Origin of the sequence: Streptomyces sp. NPDC001027 (assembly GCF_040299045.1) — a bacterium.
In the GTDB taxonomy this organism is placed as follows: domain Bacteria; phylum Actinomycetota; class Actinomycetes; order Streptomycetales; family Streptomycetaceae; genus Streptomyces.
On the sequence record NZ_JBEPBI010000200.1, the window covers coordinates 1 to 14624 of the forward strand.

Consider the following 14624-nt stretch of genomic DNA (forward strand, 5'->3'; position numbering starts at 1 on the left):
ACCGACCGCACCGTGTTCTTCGGCCTCGCTCCTGGCCGCCAGGTAGGCGGAGGTCGCCCGCTCCATGTCCCCCTGGCGTCGCCTCGATCGACTCGCCCGCCGTGTGGCGCAGGCCCTCCGGCAGCGCGCCGAGACTGCCCTGGATGCCGTCGCGGTACGACGTCGACAGCACCGAGCCGAGGACGGCGATGCCGAGCGCGCCGCCCACCTGGCGGAAGGTGTTGCTCAGCGCGGAGGCCGAGCCGGCCTTCTCGCGGGGCAGGGCCTGCATGATGACCACGCTGGTCGGGGTCATGATGTGGGCCATTCCGGCGCCCATGCAGAAGAAGACGACCTCCAGCAGCCAGATCGGGGTGTCCGCCTCCAGCAGGGCGAACGCCCCCAGGGTGGCGGTGAGGAGGAGCATCGCCGCCGTGGTCGTGGCCCGGACCCCGATGCGGTCCACGACGAGCCGGGCGCGCGGCGCGAAGATCAGCTGGGCGGCGGCCAGCGGCAGCAGCAACAGGCCGGTCTGCAGCGGCGTGTAGCCGCGCACGCTCTGGGTGTAGAAGACCGAGAAGAACGTCACGCCCATCAGCGCGAAGAAGACGAGCGCTATGACGCAGATCGCGGCCGAGAACACCTTGTTCTGGAAGTACCCGACGTCGACCGAGGGATGGTCGCTGCGCTTCTCGAACACCACGAACGCGGCGAGGACCGCGAGTCCGGCCCCTATGGTCACGAGCACGGTCGGGTCGGTGAAGTCGGCCAGCTCACCGCCCTTGATGATGCCGTAGACGAGCAGGACGAGGCCGACGACCGACAGGACGACGCCGACGGGGTCGAGACGGCCGGGGCTCGGGTCGCGGGACTCGGGCACCAGCCACAGCATCAGGCCGAACGCGAGCAGCACGATCGGCACGTTGATGAGGAACACCGAACCCCACCAGAAGTGCGCGAGGAGCAGGCCGCCGGTGATGGGCCCGATCGCGATGGCGAGGCCGACGCCGCCCGCCCAGATGCCGATCGCCTTGGGCTGCTCCTCACGCTCGAAGACGTTCATCAGGACGGCGAGGGTGGCGGGCATCACGAAGGCGGCGCCGAGGGCCATCAGCGCGCGGAAGGCGATGAGCTGGGCGGGCGAGCCGGACTCGGCCGCGAGAGCGGAGCCGATGCCGAACACGGCGAGTCCGCCGAGCAGGACCTTCTTGCGGCCGATCCGGTCGCCTAGGAGGCCCGCGGAGAACAGCAGTCCCGCGAAGACCAGCGTGTAGGCGTTGATCGCCCACTCCAGCTCGCTCTGGGTGGCGCCGAGGCCGGTCGGGGCGGGCGTCGAGATCGTCTTGATCGCGACGTTCAGGATCGAGTTGTCCAGCACCACGATCAGCAGGCTCAGCATCAGGACGCCGAGGATCGCCCAACGACGCCGGTGCACCGCTTCCGGTATCCGCGGAGCGGTGGGGACGGCAGGAGTAGTCATGGCGCCGAGCTTAAGCGTTTCCGATACGGACCCGTCTCGTATCGGAAAGGCCGGGGCGTGTTTCTTACTGAGGTTTTACCCACAGGGGGCGCTCTGGCTCTCGCCCGGGCGAAGTGCCACCATGGGCAGTGGTCCGGGGACGCCGTGAGGGCGCCTCGAGATGACGTTAGGAGCCGTTGCCATGACGCAGCTCTCGGCTGCCCGCAATGCCCCGCAGAAGCCCACCGACGGCAGCAATGCGCTGTACGGGGGCAAGGGGACCCGCCGAATCACCGTCCGCGACATCGCTCTCGCCAAGGAACGCGGCGAGAAGTGGCCCATGCTCACCGCCTACGACGCGATGACCGCCTCCGTCTTCGACGAGGCCGGGATCCCCGTGATGCTCGTCGGCGACTCCGCGGGCAACTGCCACCTCGGGTACGAGACGACCGTGCCCGTCACCCTCGACGAGATGACCATGCTGTCGGCGGCGGTCGTGCGGGGCACCTCCCGTGCGCTGATCGTCGGCGACCTGCCGTTCGGCTCCTACCAGGAGGGTCCGGTGCAGGCGCTGCGCTCGGCGACGCGCCTGGTGAAGGAGGCCGGCGTCGGGGCCGTGAAGCTGGAGGGCGGCGAGCGCTCGCACCGGCAGATCGAACTGCTGGTGGAGTCCGGCATCCCGGTCATGGCGCACATCGGCCTGACCCCGCAGTCCGTGAACGCCATGGGTTACCGGGTGCAGGGGCGCGGCGAGGAGGCGGCCCAGCAGCTGCTGCGGGACGCCAAGGCCGTGCAGGACGCGGGCGCGTTCGCGGTGGTGCTGGAGCTGGTCCCGGCGGAGCTTGCGGCCGAGGTCACCCGGGTGCTGCACATCCCGACCGTCGGCATCGGCGCCGGCCCGGAGACGGACGCCCAGGTGCTGGTGTGGACCGACATGCTCGGGCTCACCGGGGGCCGGGTGCCGAAGTTCGTCAAGCAGTACGCGAACCTGCGTGCGGTGATGGGCGACGCGGCGAAGGCGTTCGCCGAGGACGTCGTCGGCGGAACGTTCCCGCTGGACGAGCACAGCGTCCACTGAACTGAGCTGAGCCGCCGCGCCGACCGGGTGGACGCCGGGCCGGGACGCACGTCCCCGGTCGGTGTCCACCCGTCGGTGCGCAGCAGGCCTCTGCAGGTGCTCTGTCGGCGGTCTGTAGGCCGCCTGTAGGCGTTCTGCAGGCGGTGTGCCGGTCCCCGCGGGCGCCGACGGCCCGGTGTCGGCGGTCTGTCGGAAGTCTGTCGGCGGCGGTTGCCACTGTTGCGGCATGACGCGAATCCACGACAACCCCAGCGGCGCGGGCAGCGCCGTGACCGTCCGGGGGCTGGTCAAGCACTACGGCGAGACGAAGGCACTGGACGGGGTCGACCTCGACGTGCACGAGGGCACCGTGATGGGAGTCCTCGGTCCGAACGGCGCCGGCAAGACCACCCTCGTCCGGATCCTGTCCACCCTGCTGGCCGCCGACGGCGGCCGGGCGACGGTGGCCGGCTACGACGTCGCGGCCCAGCCCCGGCAGCTGCGCCGGGTGATCGGCCTCACCGGCCAGTACGCCTCCGTCGACGAGAAGCTCCCCGGCTGGGAGAACCTGTACCTCATCGGCCGGCTGCTCGACCTGTCCCGCAAGGACGCCCGGCTGCGCGCCGACGAGCTGCTGGAGCGGTTCACGCTCACCGAGGCCGCCAAGCGGCCCGCGGCCACCTACTCCGGCGGCATGCGGCGGCGGCTCGACCTCGCCGCGTCGATGATCGGACGGCCGAGCGTGCTGTTCCTCGACGAGCCCACCACGGGGCTGGACCCCCGCACCCGCAACGAGGTGTGGACCGAGGTCAAGTCCATGGTCGGAGACGGTGTCACCGTCCTGCTGACCACCCAGTACATGGAGGAGGCCGAGCAGCTCGCCTCCGAGCTGACCGTCGTGGACCGGGGCAAGGTAATCGCGGGCGGCGGCATCGAGGAGCTGAAGGCCCGGGTCGGCGGCCGCACCCTGCGGATCCGGCCCGCCGACCCGCTGCAACTGCGCCCGCTGGCCGGCTGGCTGGACGAGCTCGGCATCACCGGCCTCGCCGCCACCGTCGTGGACGCCGAACGCGGCTCGATCCTGGTCCCGGTGCTGAGCGACGAGCAGCTGACGGCCGTCATCGGCGCGGTCAGCGCCCGCGGCGTCACGCTGACCTCCCTCACCACCGAACTGCCCAGCCTGGACGAGGTGTTCCTCTCCCTCACCGGCCACCGCGCCGGCTCCACCGCGAACGCCGCCACGCCCACCGAGACCCGCGAGGAGGTCGCCGTATGAGCGCGGCCACGATCGACGTCAGCACGGCAGCCGACGGACGCATCCCGGTGCGCAGCCACCTGCGGCACACCGGCGCCCTGATCCGCCGCAACCTGCTGTGGATCCGGCAGGACCCGGAGTCGATGTTCGACGCGGTCCTCTTCCCGGTGATCTTCACCCTGCTCTTCGTGTACGTCTTCGGCGGCTCCATCGGGCAGTCGCTGGGCGGCGGTCAGGAGGCGTACGTGCAGTACGTCATTCCCGGACTGCTGGCCATGATGGGGATGAACATGGCGCAGGGCGTGGGCACCGGCTTCAACACGGACTTCAACTCCGGTGTCATGGACCGCTTCCGGTCGCTGCCGATCGGGCGGGGCTCGGTGCTCTTCGCCAAGATCGCCGTGGAGCTGATGCGCATGCTGGTCGCGTGCGTGATCCTCATGGCGGTGGCCGTCCTGGTGGGCTTCGACATCACCCACTGGCCCGGTCTCTTCGCCGCCGTCGGACTGGCCACGGTGTTCGGCTCGGCCCTGATGTGGGTGTTCCTCACGCTCGGCGTGATCATGAAGAGTCCGCAGTCCGTGCAGGCCATGGGCTTCCTGGTGCTGATGCCGCTGCAGTTCGGCTCGTCGATCTTCGCGCCGACCCGGTCGATGCCCGGCTGGCTGCAGAACTTCACCGAGTACAACCCGCTGTCCGCGCTCGCCGACGCGGCGCGCGGACTCATGGTGGGCGGTCCGGTCGCGCACGGCCTGTGGGTGACGCTCGTCTGGTCGGCTGGCCTCACCGCGGTGATGGCGCCGGTCGCCATCCACAAGTTCCGCACCAAGACCTGAGCGGCGGGCGGTGTCGCGACGGACCGGCACGACCGGGACGTCACGTTCGGACCGGTCCGGACGGGCGCGTCACACCAGGGCGGCGGCCTCCTCGTAGGAGAGGTCGCCGCCCTCGGCGTACGCCCGCTCGAAGCGTTCGTCGCCGAGCGCTGCGCGGGTGCGGCTCAGGGCGAGTTCACGGGCCTCGCGCTCCAGGCGCGGGGGGACGTGCCGCGCCGGCAGCAGGGCGGCGGCGGCCCCGAGACAGCGGGCGCCGGCCTCCGCGCCGCCGTCCCGGTAGACGAGGGCGGTCGCGGCGATGGAGAGGTAGAAGGAGCGCAGGTGCGGGGCGACGGCCCGGGACACCGGATCGGTCGCCCGGCCGAGGGCGGAGCGGATCCCCGGCAGCGCCTCCTCGTATCGGCCGTCGACCACCTCGATCCACGCCTCCGCGCCCAGGATGAACGCGTCGAACACGGCGAAGTGCCCGAACGCGAAGCATTCGCGCAGCTGCCGGAGCTGTTCGCGCCCCTCGGCGATGCGCCCCGTCGAGCCGAGCCAGCCCGCCAGGAAGAGGCGGGCCGCGGGGACGGCCTCGTTGCCGCCGTGCGCCGGCCCGTCGATCACCGCGCGCAGCAGGCGCTCGCCCTCCTCCCCGTCGCCCGCCTCCAGCAGGACGCTGCCGAGCCGGGCGCCGAGGACCGCCGTGTGGGCACGGGCGCCGAGCTGCTCGGCCTGCTCCCTGGCCCTCGCGTAGTCGTCGGCGGCGCGCCGGTAGTCGCCCAGCCGCTCATGGGCTTCGGCGCGCGCGGACAGGGCCTCCACGACGCCCCACACGTCGCCGAGCCGCCGGAAGATCTCCAGGGCCTCGTCCGCGTCACGGAAGGCGTTGCCGGCCCAGTCCGCGCGGTTGGCGAGGATGTTGGCGCGCATCTGCAGGCAGGAGGCGAGCTCCCACTCGTAACCGGGCGTCCGGCGGCAGGTGTCCACGTTGGCGTCGACGATGACGCGCATGCGGTCCGTGTCGCCGGTCAGCATCACGGCGAAGAACCAGAGCAGGCCGGGCGCGCGGCAGGTCTGCGGGAGCCCGGGCTCGTAGGTCTCGGCGATCAGGGCCAGCTTGCGCTGCGCGTCATGGCTCTGCCAGAGGTCCGACTGGTTCTCCAGGCAGGCGAGATGGGCGAGATGGACGCCACGGCGGGCCTCCAGGAGGGTCTCGCCGGTGAGCGGCGGCGGGAAGTCGGTGCAGGGCCTCCACACCGGGGCAGCCCGGCGCAGCGGCTCGGCGAAGGGGTCCGGACCGAGGGCCATGACCTCGGCGCACCAGGCTCCCGCCTCGATGCGCAGGTCCCGCATCTGCCAGTACCAGACGAGGGACAGCGTCAGGCTGAGCGCCTCCTGCTCGTCGCGGGCGGCGACCGCGCGGCGCAGCGCGGTGCGCAGGTTCTCGTACTCCAGCTGGATGCGTTCGGCGGCCTCGCGCTGACCGGGACCGCGCAGCAACGGCTCGTTCGTGCGGGCGAACTCGCGGTAGTACGTCAGATGCGCGCGTTCGGCGACGGCCCGCACACCCGACTCGTCCAGCCGCTCGGCCGCGTACTCGGCGACCGTCTCCAGCAGCCGGTAGCGCATGGCCCCGCCCGGCGCCGGGGCGGCGACGACGAGGGACTTGTCGACCAACGAGGCGAGGGTGTCGAGCGGTTCGCGGGAGATCCGGCCCGTGCGGGCGTCCCGCACGCCACCGCCGCCGTCCTCGCCGCTGCGGTCCTCAACGCCGCCGTCCTCGCCGTCGTCCTGGCCGGCGGCGGGTGCGGCGGCGCACACGGCCTCCACGGCGTCGAGGTCGCAGCCGCGTGCGAAGACCGACAGCCGGGCCAGGACGTCGCGTTCGTCCGCGTCGAGCAGGTCCCAGGACCAGTCGACGACGGCCCTCAGGGTCTGCTGACGCGGCAGCACCGTGCGGCTGCCGGAGGTCAGGAGGCGGAAACGGTCGTCGAGACGGTCGGCGATCTGTCGTGGCGTCAGCATGCGCAGCCGGGCGGCGGCGAGTTCGAGGGCGAGGGGCAGACCGTCCAGACGTCGGCAGATCTCGGCGCAGGCCTCGGGGTCGTCCTCGGTGCGAAAGCCCGGCCGGGCGGCCGCGCCCCGGTCGGCGAGCAGCCGCAGGGCGACCGGCTCCGGCAGCGGATCGAGCGGACGCAGCCTCTCACCGGGCACGCCGAGCGGCTCTCGGCTGGTGGCCAGCACCGTCACCCCCGGGCAGCGCGCCAGCAGTTCCTCGACGAGGCGGGCGGCGGCCTCGACCACGTGCTCGCAGTTGTCGAGAACGATCAGCATGCGGCGTCGGGCGCAGTGCTCGACCAGACGCTCCACGGGGTCGTCGTGGCGTTCGGCGGCGACCCGCAGCTCCTCGGCGCCGGCGCCGTACAGCACGGTCTCGCGGGCTCCCACGGCGGTGAGGACGGCCTGCGGGACCGCGTCCGGGGCGGCGACGGGCGCGAGTTCGGCCAGCCACACGCCGTCGCTCGCGATGTCCCGGACGGTTTCGGCGGCCTCCTGCGACAGCCGTGTCTTGCCGGCCCCGCCGGGCCCGAGCAGGGTGACGAGCCGCGCGCCGGCCAGATCCTGCCGGATGGCCGCGATGTCGTCCTCCCGGCCGACGAAGGAGGTGAGGCGGGCGCGCAGATTGCCGGGGGCCCGCGGCTGCGGAGCCTCCGCGCCCGCTCCGCCGGAACTCGGGCCGGCCAGTCTCCGGTGGGCGAAGGCCGCGCCGCCGGAGGCCGCACTCTCCGGGCTCCCCGGTCCCTCGACGCCCGCATCCGTCGCACGGCGCTCGGGCCCCCCGGAGCCCCCGTGCAGCCCCGCTCCCCCGGCCCCCTCAGCCCCCGCGGGCCCACCAGGCACACCGGCCCCGCCCGTACCACCGGCACCGCCCATGCCGTCGAGGCCGCCGGAGCGGTCCGCCCCGTCGGGACGGTCGAGGCCGCGAAGATCGCCGGAGCCGCCGGAGCCGCCGGAGCCGCCGGGAATCCCGGCGTCGCCAAAGCTCCCCGAATCACCCAGCACACGCGGGCTGCCGTAGCTGTCCGGACCGCCCGGGGCGGTGGCGTGGCGTGTGGGCGCGGGGTCTTGGGAGCCGGTCGGGGCGCCGGTGGTGGTGGAGGCTTCGGTGGTGGTGGAGGCGTCGGGGTTGAGCAACTCCGTGTGGAGTGAGCGGAGTTCGGGGCCGGGGTCGGCTCCGAGGCGGTCGGCCAGCAGTCGGCGCACCTCGTCGTACGCGACCAGCGCCTGCGCCGCGCGGCCCGCGTCGCGCAGGGCGCGCAGACGCAGGACCTGGAGGGGCTCGTCCAGGGGATGGGCGTCGCACAGGGCGGTGAGTTCGGGCAGCGACTGCTCGGCATGGCCCTGGGCGATCGCGGCGGTGTGGCGGGCGCGCAGCGCGTCGAGCCGGCGGGCCTCCCAGCGGCCGGCCTCGACGGTCCGGTCGGGCAGGTCGGCGAGGGCCGGACCGTGCCACAGGGCGAGCGCGTCGTCCAGGAGGGCGGCCGCCTTCGCCGGGTCGCCGTCGGCGAGCGCGCGGACGCCGTCGCCGGCCAGCCGCTCGAAACGGTGCAGGTCGACGTCGTCGGGGACGGCGGCCAGCCGGTAACCGCCCTCGGCGGAGTCGATCGCGGCCGCCCCGAGGGCCCGGCGCAGCCGCCCGATGAGCGCCTGCAGCGCGCCCGGCGCGTCAGCGGGCGGGTCGCCCGTCCAGACCTCCTCCACCAGCAGCCCCGCGGGAACGCTCCGGCCGGCCCGCAGTGCCAGCACGGTGAGCAGCGCGCGCAGCCGCGCTCCGCCGACGGCGACGGGGCTTCCGTCCGGACGGAGTGCCTGGGTGGTGCCGAGGATGCGATAGCGCACGGGGTTCATTCTCTCCGGTGGGATCGTGGTCGGTCACGGGGTTGCGCCGGGGTGGCGTGAGCGGCCGCCGCGCGGGAGGCGGGACGCGTCGGAACCGAGGGCGTGGACGGGACGTTTCTCCTGTACGCCACGTCCGGGTACGGTCGGGCAGTTCCACCTGCGCGTGCCGGACGCGCGAACCGATCCAGGGGGCCCCATGACCACCGCCACGTCCCGCCGCAGCGAGCGGCGGATCAGTCCCGTCTTCGTGGGGATCCTCGCCGTCACCGCGGTCACGGGCTGGGCCACCTGGTCCGGTTTCGCCGAGCAGCCGGGTGTGGCGGTGTTCCTGTTCGTGACGGCTGCGTGGATCGTGTCGCTGTGTCTGCACGAGTACGCGCACGCCCGTACCGCGCTGCACAGCGGGGACATCTCGGTCGGCGCGAAGGGGTACCTGACGCTCAACCCCCTGAAGTACACGCACGCCCTGCTCAGCGTCGTGCTGCCGGTGCTGTTCGTGATCATGGGCGGGATCGGTCTGCCGGGCGGCGCCGTCTTCATCGAGCGCGGGCGGATCCGCGGGCGGTGGCGGCACAGTCTGATCTCGGCGGCGGGTCCGCTGACCAACGTGCTGTTCGCGGTGGTGTGCACGGCGCCCTTCTGGCTGGACGCGCTGGACGGCGTGCCGGACGACTTCCGGTACGCGCTCGGCTTCCTCGCCCTGCTCCAGGTCACGGCGGCGATCCTGAACTTCCTGCCGGTGCCCGGGCTGGACGGCTACGGGGTCGTCGAGCCCTGGCTGTCGTACAACGTGAAGCGGCAGGTGGAGCCGTTCGCGCCGTTCGGGCTGCTGTTCGTGTTCGCGCTGCTGTGGGTGCCGGCGGTGAACGGGGTGTTCTTCGACATGGTCGACGCGGTGCTGCGCGCCCTCGGGATCAGCGACTTCGACACGTACTGCGGGCAGTCGCTGTACCGCTTCTGGCAGGGCACGGACGCGTACTGCTCGGTCAGCCCGTGACGTCGGCGCCGGCGGCCCGGCGGGCCTTGTCGCGCTTCATGTAGTACCAGGTCATGTTGGACGACAGGCCCGCGAGCAGCACCCAGACGACGCCCAGGAAGCTGCCCTGGACGAACGAGACGACGGCCGCGGCCACGGCGAGCACGCAGACGACGAGGGTGTAGAGGGCGAGTCGCCGGGCCGGGCCGGGCGGGGGAACGGGGGACATGGGGCGGTTCTCCTGTCGAAGGGACACGGCTCGGTGGGCACGGCTCGTGGGCGCACCGCTCGGGGACACACCGCTCGGGGGACACGGCCGGGCCGGCTCCGACCAGTGTCCCCCATGCGCTCATACGTCCGTGACGCGCAGCCCGGCGTGGGCCTTGTAGCGGCGGTTGACCGCGATCAGGTTGGCGACCAGGGACTCCACCTGGTGAGCGCCTCGCAGCCGGCCGGCGAAGACGCCGCGCATGCCGGGGATGCGGCCGGCCAGCGCCTGCACGATCTCGACGTCCGCCCGCTCCTCGCCGAGCACCATGACGTCGGTGTCGATCTCGTCGATCTCCGGGTCCTGGAGCAGGACGGCCGACAGATGGTGGAAGGCGGCGGCGACCCGGGAGTCCGGCAGCAGGGCGGCGGCCTGCTCGGCGGCGCTGCCCTCCTCCGGCTTGAGCGCGTACGCGCCCTTCTTGTCGAACCCGAGCGGGTTGACGCAGTCGACGACGAGCTTGCCGGCCAGCTCCTCGCGCAGGGAGTCCAGGGTCTTGCCGTGACCGTCCCACGGGACGGCCACGATCACGATGTCGCTGCGGCGGGCGGTCTCGGCGTTGTCGGCGCCCTCGACGCCGTGACCGAGCTCCTCGGCGGCGGCCTGGGCGCGGTCGGCGGCACGGGAGCCGATGATCACCTTCTGGCCGGCCTTGGCGAGCCGGTAGGCGAGGCCCTTGCCCTGCGGCCCGGTGCCGCCGAGCACGCCGACGACCAGTCCGGAGACGTCGGGGAGGTCCCACGGGTCCTTCGCGGGCGCCTTCGCCGGCGCGCCCGCGGAGGCGTTTCGTGCACTGTCGGTAGAGGTCATGGGCCGACTTTACGCGGGGGTGCGCGGTGGGCTTCCCCACGTCGGGTGAATGCGGGGCGATCGCCGGCCGGCGGCGGCCGGACTACGACAGCATGCGGCGACATGGACGCCGTAAGGGTCGCGCTGCTGCGTGAGGTGCTCGCCGGGACCGAGTGGCTGGGGGCCACCCGGCGGTTCGCGGCGGTGCTGCGCGGGTCGGTGGTGTCGCACGGGGGCGGGCTGCTGCTGGTCGGCTCGGCGCGGCACGAGCCCTGGCACCTGGCGGCGCACCTGGTGGACGAGGCCGCGTGGTCGGGCACGCCTGAGCTGGCGCCGACGCTGGTGCGCCATCGCCCCCGTCCGTCGGACCCGGCGCATCTGGCGGTCGGCCTGGGCCGGATCGAGGCGGCGCGGCGCGGCGAGACGCTGCTGGTGGCGACGCCGTCGGCGGACGCGCCGCTGCTGGAGCGGGTGTCGGACGCCCGGCGGGCCGGGGTCACGATCCTGGCGCTCGGCCTCGGCGAGGCGCAGCTGACGGCGCTGGCGCACGAGACGCTGGCCGTCCCGGACGGATCGGCGCTGGATCTGGACACGGTGCAGCACCTGGTGAGCGCGGCGGCCGGCGAGACGCTGCCGCCGACCCGTGGGCGCCGGCGGCTGCACGACCGTCTCTCCCGTCTCGCCGATCGTCTGACGGCCCCGCCGCCGCCCGCCTGGTGACCTGCTCCGGGCCCCGGGGCGGTCCGGCGGCGGCGGAAGGGAAAAGCGGTTGCCGCCCTCTGCGGCGGCGTCCGAGCATGGCTGCTCGTGACCGCCGACGACGCCTTGACCGCTTCCGCTCCCCCGCCCTCCGGTCTGCGGGCGCTGCTCCCCGATCTGGCCCCCTGGCGGGCCTCCCGGGACTTCCGGCGGCTGTGGGTCTCGGGGACGATCTCCGGGTTCGGGACCTTCCTGACCTTCGTGGCGCTGCCGGTGCAGGTGAAGGAGCTGACGGGGTCGGCCGCGGCGGTCGGCGCGATCGGAGCCGTGGAGCTGGTGCCGCTCGTGGTGTTCGGGCTGTACGGGGGCGCGCTCGCGGACGCCTGGGACAAGCGGCTCCTCATCGTGTGGACCGAGGTGGGGCAGGGGCTGCTCAGCGCGGTGCTGCTGGTCAACGCGATGCTGCCGGGTCCGGCGCTCTGGCCGCTGTACGTCGTCGCGGCCCTCTCCTCGGCGCTCGGCTCCGTCCAGCGGCCGGCGCTGGACTCGCTGTGGCCGCGGATCGTCGCCCATGAGCACCTGACGGCGGCGGCCTCGCTGAACGCCCTGCGGTGGACCGTGGGCGGGGTCGCCGGACCGGCCCTCGCAGGCGTCGTCGTCGCGTACGCGGGCCTGGGCTGGGCCTACGCCGCGGACCTGCTCACGTTCGTGGTGTCGGTCGCCTTCATGGCGGGCATCGCGGCGTCCCCGGCCTCGCACGAGGCGGCCCGTCCCTCGCTGAAGGCCATCGCGGAGGGCGCCCGGTACGCCTGGGGCCGCAAGGAGCTGCTCGGCACGTACGCGGTCGATCTCGCCGCGATGGCCCTCGCGATGCCGCTGGCCGTGCTGCCGTTCCTCGCGGACGAGCTGGACGCCGAGTGGTCTTTGGGGCTGATGTACGCCTCGGTCCCCGCGGGGGCGCTGCTGGTGAGTCTGACCAGCGGCTGGACGTCGCGGGTGCACCGGCACGGCCGGGTGGTGGCGCTGTCGGCCGCGCTGTGGGGCGGGGCGATCGCCGCGGCGGGGCTCGTCGGCGATGTGTGGCTGGTGCTGCTGTGCCTGGTCCTCGCGGGCGGTTTCGACATGGTCAGCGGCATCTTCCGCGGGGCCATGTGGAACCAGACGATCCCGGACGAGCTGCGCGGGCGGCTCGCCGGGATCGAGCTGCTGTCGTACTCGGTGGGGCCGACGGCCGGGCAGATGCGCAGCGGCGGCGTGGCGGCCTGGGCGGGGGTGCGGACGTCCGTCTGGTCGGGCGGTCTGCTGTGCGTGGGCGCGGTGGGGCTGCTGGCGTTGTGCCTGCCGGGGCTGATGACCTACGACGCCCGGACGAACGAGCACGCGGTGCGGCTGCGCGCACGACGCGCGGCCGCACCCTCGCCCGCGCGCGGCGACTGATCAGCCGCCGTCGGGCGCGCCGCCCCTGGGGGCGTCGTGCCATTTGGGGTCGTTCTCCCACTCGAGGTTGCGCTCGCGGGCGGTCTGCATGGCGTGCTCGGCCTCCCCGCGGGTGGCGTACGGGCCGAAGCGGTCCTTGGCCGGGCACTCGGGACCCTCTTCGACCTTCTTGTGCTCCAGGCAGTAGTACCACTCGCCCGGCTTGCCGGCGGTCCGCTTCTTGAACAGGGGCATGACGGCTCCTCTCGCCATCGTCATGTTCCCCCATGGCCGCTCGTTAGACTCACTGCCATGTCTGGCCAGTCACTGCTCGTCCCGGGCGAGCTGTCCCCCATCCGTTCGGTGCCCGGAAACATCCGCCGGCCCGAGTACGTCGGCAAGCCCGCGCCGACGCCGTACACCGGGCCGGAGGTGCAGACGCCGGAGACCGTCGAGGCGATGCGCCGGGCCGGCCGTATCGCCGCGCAGGCGATGGCGGAGGCGGCGAAGCTGATCTCGCCGGGCGTCACCACCGACGAGCTGGACAGGGTCGCGCACGAGTACATGTGCGATCACGGCGCCTACCCGTCGACGCTCGGCTACCGCGGTTTCCCCAAGTCCCTGTGCACCAGCGTGAACGAGGTCATCTGCCACGGCATCCCGGACTCGACGGTGCTGCGCGACGGCGACATCGTCAACCTGGACGTGACGGCGTACATCGGCGGGGTGCACGGCGACAACAACGCCACGTATCTGGTCGGGGACGTGGACGAGGAGTCGCGGCTGCTGGTGGAGCGGACCCGGGAGTCCCTGGAGCGGGCGATCAAGGCGGTCAGGCCCGGCCGGCAGATCAACGTCATCGGGCGGGTCATCGAGTCGTACGCGAAGCGGTTCGGGTACGGGGTGGTGCGGGACTTCACCGGTCACGGGATCAACTCGTCGTTCCACTCCGGGCTGATCGTCCCGCACTACGACAGTCCGCACGCGACGACCGTCATCCAGACCGGGATGACGTTCACGATCGAGCCGATGCTGACGCTCGGCACCCACGACTACGACATGTGGGACGACGGCTGGACCGTGGTGACCAAGGACCGCAGGCGGACGGCCCAGTTCGAGCACACGCTCGTCGTGACGGACAGCGGCGCGGAGATCCTGACGCTGCCCTAGTGCCGTGACCGGCCGGGGTGTGTCCTGGCGCGAGGCGAGACCCGTTCCCGGCCGGGGGCGGGTCTCTTCTTGCCCGCTTTTACCGACAGAATGTCGGCAAACCATTGACTTAGGTAAGCCTTACCCCGAAGGATGGGGTGTATGGACTCGTTCTCGACACTCATCCGCACGGCGTCCCACGAGCAGCACATGGAGGCGGAGACCTCGACGTTCATGGGCGACCTGCTCGGCGGCAGGCTCGGGGTCGACGCGTACGCGCGCTACACCGAGCAGCTGTGGTTCGTGTACGAGGCGCTGGAGGCCGGTGCGCAGCGGCTGGCGTCCGATCCCGCGGCCGGGCCGTTCGTCCGGCCGGAGCTGTTCCGGCTCGCGGCGCTGGAGCGGGATCTGGCGCATCTGCGGGGCGCCGGATGGCGCGCGGGGCTGTCGGCCCTGCCGGCGACCGAGGCGTACGCGGCGCGGGTGCGGGAGTGCGCCGAGCGGTGGCCCGCGGGGTACATCGCCCACCACTACACGCGGTACCTGGGCGACCTCTCGGGCGGGCAGATCATCCGCGACCGGGCGGAGCGGACGTGGGGCTTCGCGCGCAAGGGCGACGGCGTCCGCTTCTACGTCTTCGAGGAGATGGCCAACCCCGCGGCTTTCAAGCGCGGTTACCGGGAGCTGCTGGACGGGGTGCGCGCGGACGACCTGGAGAAGCAACGGATCGTGAGCGAGTGCAAGCGCGCCTTCGCGTTGAACACCGCCGTGTTCCGGGAGCTGGGCGAGGAGTTCCCGCTCTCGGCGTGAGCCGGTCGCGGGGGGGGGGGCGCCCCGCGGCGCGCGCGCGCGGCGCGCG

Annotated in this window: 13 protein-coding genes; 8 read left to right on the forward strand and 5 right to left on the reverse strand. The window is 73.0% G+C overall.

Going from position 1 to position 14624, the window contains the following annotated elements; genetic code table 11:
- A partial coding sequence (locus ABT300_RS33595) for an MFS transporter (protein WP_351683865.1) occupies window positions 1-1459 on the reverse strand: 1459 nt, incomplete at its 3' end.
- A 181-nt stretch (window positions 1460-1640) separates the two neighbouring features.
- Here ABT300_RS33595 and panB point away from each other — a divergent pair.
- The 3 genes from panB to ABT300_RS33610 all read left to right on the forward strand — a co-directional run bounded on the left by panB (window position 1641) and on the right by ABT300_RS33610 (window position 4586).
- A complete protein-coding gene (gene panB, locus ABT300_RS33600) occupies window positions 1641-2516 on the forward strand; it encodes a 3-methyl-2-oxobutanoate hydroxymethyltransferase (RefSeq protein WP_351683867.1) in 876 nt (291 codons plus the stop codon).
- A gap of 226 nt (window positions 2517-2742) precedes the next feature.
- On the forward strand, window positions 2743-3771 hold the full coding sequence (locus ABT300_RS33605) for an ATP-binding cassette domain-containing protein (protein ID WP_351683870.1): 1029 nt from the start codon (window positions 2743-2745) through the stop codon (window positions 3769-3771).
- Complete coding sequence (locus ABT300_RS33610; protein WP_351683873.1) at window positions 3768-4586, forward strand: ABC transporter permease; 819 nt, start codon at window positions 3768-3770, stop codon at window positions 4584-4586. The genes ABT300_RS33605 and ABT300_RS33610 overlap by 4 nt, the downstream gene beginning before the upstream one ends.
- A gap of 69 nt (window positions 4587-4655) precedes the next feature.
- On the opposite strand, the gene ABT300_RS33615 is transcribed toward ABT300_RS33610, so the two are convergent.
- Entirely contained in the window at window positions 4656-8477 is a 3822-nt protein-coding gene (locus ABT300_RS33615; protein WP_351683876.1) for an AfsR/SARP family transcriptional regulator, read from the reverse strand.
- Between the two features lie 187 nt (window positions 8478-8664).
- On the opposite strand from ABT300_RS33615, the gene ABT300_RS33620 reads away from it, so the two are divergent.
- Window positions 8665-9465: a site-2 protease family protein gene (locus ABT300_RS33620; RefSeq protein WP_351683879.1), complete on the forward strand. Its 801-nt coding sequence runs from the start codon at window positions 8665-8667 to the stop codon at window positions 9463-9465.
- On the opposite strand, the gene ABT300_RS33625 is transcribed toward ABT300_RS33620, so the two are convergent.
- Both ABT300_RS33625 and npdG read right to left on the reverse strand, forming a co-directional pair.
- The gene (locus tag ABT300_RS33625) at window positions 9455-9673 is read right to left on the reverse strand and encodes a hypothetical protein (RefSeq protein ID WP_319279263.1); all 219 of its coding nucleotides are present in this window, start codon (window positions 9671-9673) and stop codon (window positions 9455-9457) included. The genes ABT300_RS33620 and ABT300_RS33625 overlap by 11 nt on opposite strands.
- A 120-nt stretch (window positions 9674-9793) precedes the next feature.
- Window positions 9794-10522, reverse strand: a complete 729-nt coding sequence (gene npdG, locus ABT300_RS33630; RefSeq protein WP_351683882.1) for an NADPH-dependent F420 reductase — start codon at window positions 10520-10522, stop codon at window positions 9794-9796.
- A gap of 102 nt (window positions 10523-10624) precedes the next feature.
- Between npdG and ABT300_RS33635 the strand changes: the two genes are divergently transcribed.
- On the forward strand, window positions 10625-11221 hold the full coding sequence (locus ABT300_RS33635) for a hypothetical protein (protein WP_351683884.1): 597 nt from the start codon (window positions 10625-10627) through the stop codon (window positions 11219-11221).
- 87 nt (window positions 11222-11308) lie between these two features.
- Complete coding sequence (locus tag ABT300_RS33640) at window positions 11309-12637, forward strand: MFS transporter (protein WP_351683886.1); 1329 nt, start codon at window positions 11309-11311, stop codon at window positions 12635-12637.
- Here the strand turns inward: ABT300_RS33640 and ABT300_RS33645 are convergent, their stop codons facing one another.
- Complete coding sequence (locus ABT300_RS33645; RefSeq protein WP_319279259.1) at window positions 12638-12871, reverse strand: hypothetical protein; 234 nt, start codon at window positions 12869-12871, stop codon at window positions 12638-12640. It abuts the gene before it with no gap.
- 57 nt (window positions 12872-12928) lie between these two features.
- Between ABT300_RS33645 and map the strand changes: the two genes are divergently transcribed.
- A complete protein-coding gene (gene map, locus ABT300_RS33650; protein WP_351683889.1) occupies window positions 12929-13786 on the forward strand; it encodes a type I methionyl aminopeptidase in 858 nt (285 codons plus the stop codon).
- A gap of 141 nt (window positions 13787-13927) precedes the next feature.
- The gene (locus ABT300_RS33655; RefSeq protein WP_351683892.1) at window positions 13928-14575 is read left to right on the forward strand and encodes a biliverdin-producing heme oxygenase; all 648 of its coding nucleotides are present in this window, start codon (window positions 13928-13930) and stop codon (window positions 14573-14575) included.
- Window positions 14576-14624 lie beyond the last annotated feature (49 nt).

What these genes read in the sequence shown, in the direction of transcription:
- panB (WP_351683867.1), top strand. Translation starts at nt 1,641, where the DNA reads ATGACGCAGCTCTCGGCTGCCCGCAATGCCCCGCAGAAGCCCACCGAC.
- ABT300_RS33605 (WP_351683870.1), top strand. Translation starts at nt 2,743, where the DNA reads ATGACGCGAATCCACGACAACCCCAGCGGCGCGGGCAGCGCCGTGACC.
- ABT300_RS33610 (WP_351683873.1), top strand. Translation starts at nt 3,768, where the DNA reads ATGAGCGCGGCCACGATCGACGTCAGCACGGCAGCCGACGGACGCATC.
- ABT300_RS33615 (WP_351683876.1), bottom strand. Translation starts at nt 8,477, where the DNA reads ATGAACCCCGTGCGCTATCGCATCCTCGGCACCACCCAGGCACTCCGT.
- ABT300_RS33620 (WP_351683879.1), top strand. Translation starts at nt 8,665, where the DNA reads ATGACCACCGCCACGTCCCGCCGCAGCGAGCGGCGGATCAGTCCCGTC.
- ABT300_RS33625 (WP_319279263.1), bottom strand. Translation starts at nt 9,673, where the DNA reads ATGTCCCCCGTTCCCCCGCCCGGCCCGGCCCGGCGACTCGCCCTCTAC.
- npdG (WP_351683882.1), bottom strand. Translation starts at nt 10,522, where the DNA reads ATGACCTCTACCGACAGTGCACGAAACGCCTCCGCGGGCGCGCCGGCG.
- ABT300_RS33635 (WP_351683884.1), top strand. Translation starts at nt 10,625, where the DNA reads ATGGACGCCGTAAGGGTCGCGCTGCTGCGTGAGGTGCTCGCCGGGACC.
- ABT300_RS33645 (WP_319279259.1), bottom strand. Translation starts at nt 12,871, where the DNA reads ATGCCCCTGTTCAAGAAGCGGACCGCCGGCAAGCCGGGCGAGTGGTAC.
- map (WP_351683889.1), top strand. Translation starts at nt 12,929, where the DNA reads ATGTCTGGCCAGTCACTGCTCGTCCCGGGCGAGCTGTCCCCCATCCGT.
- ABT300_RS33655 (WP_351683892.1), top strand. Translation starts at nt 13,928, where the DNA reads ATGGACTCGTTCTCGACACTCATCCGCACGGCGTCCCACGAGCAGCAC.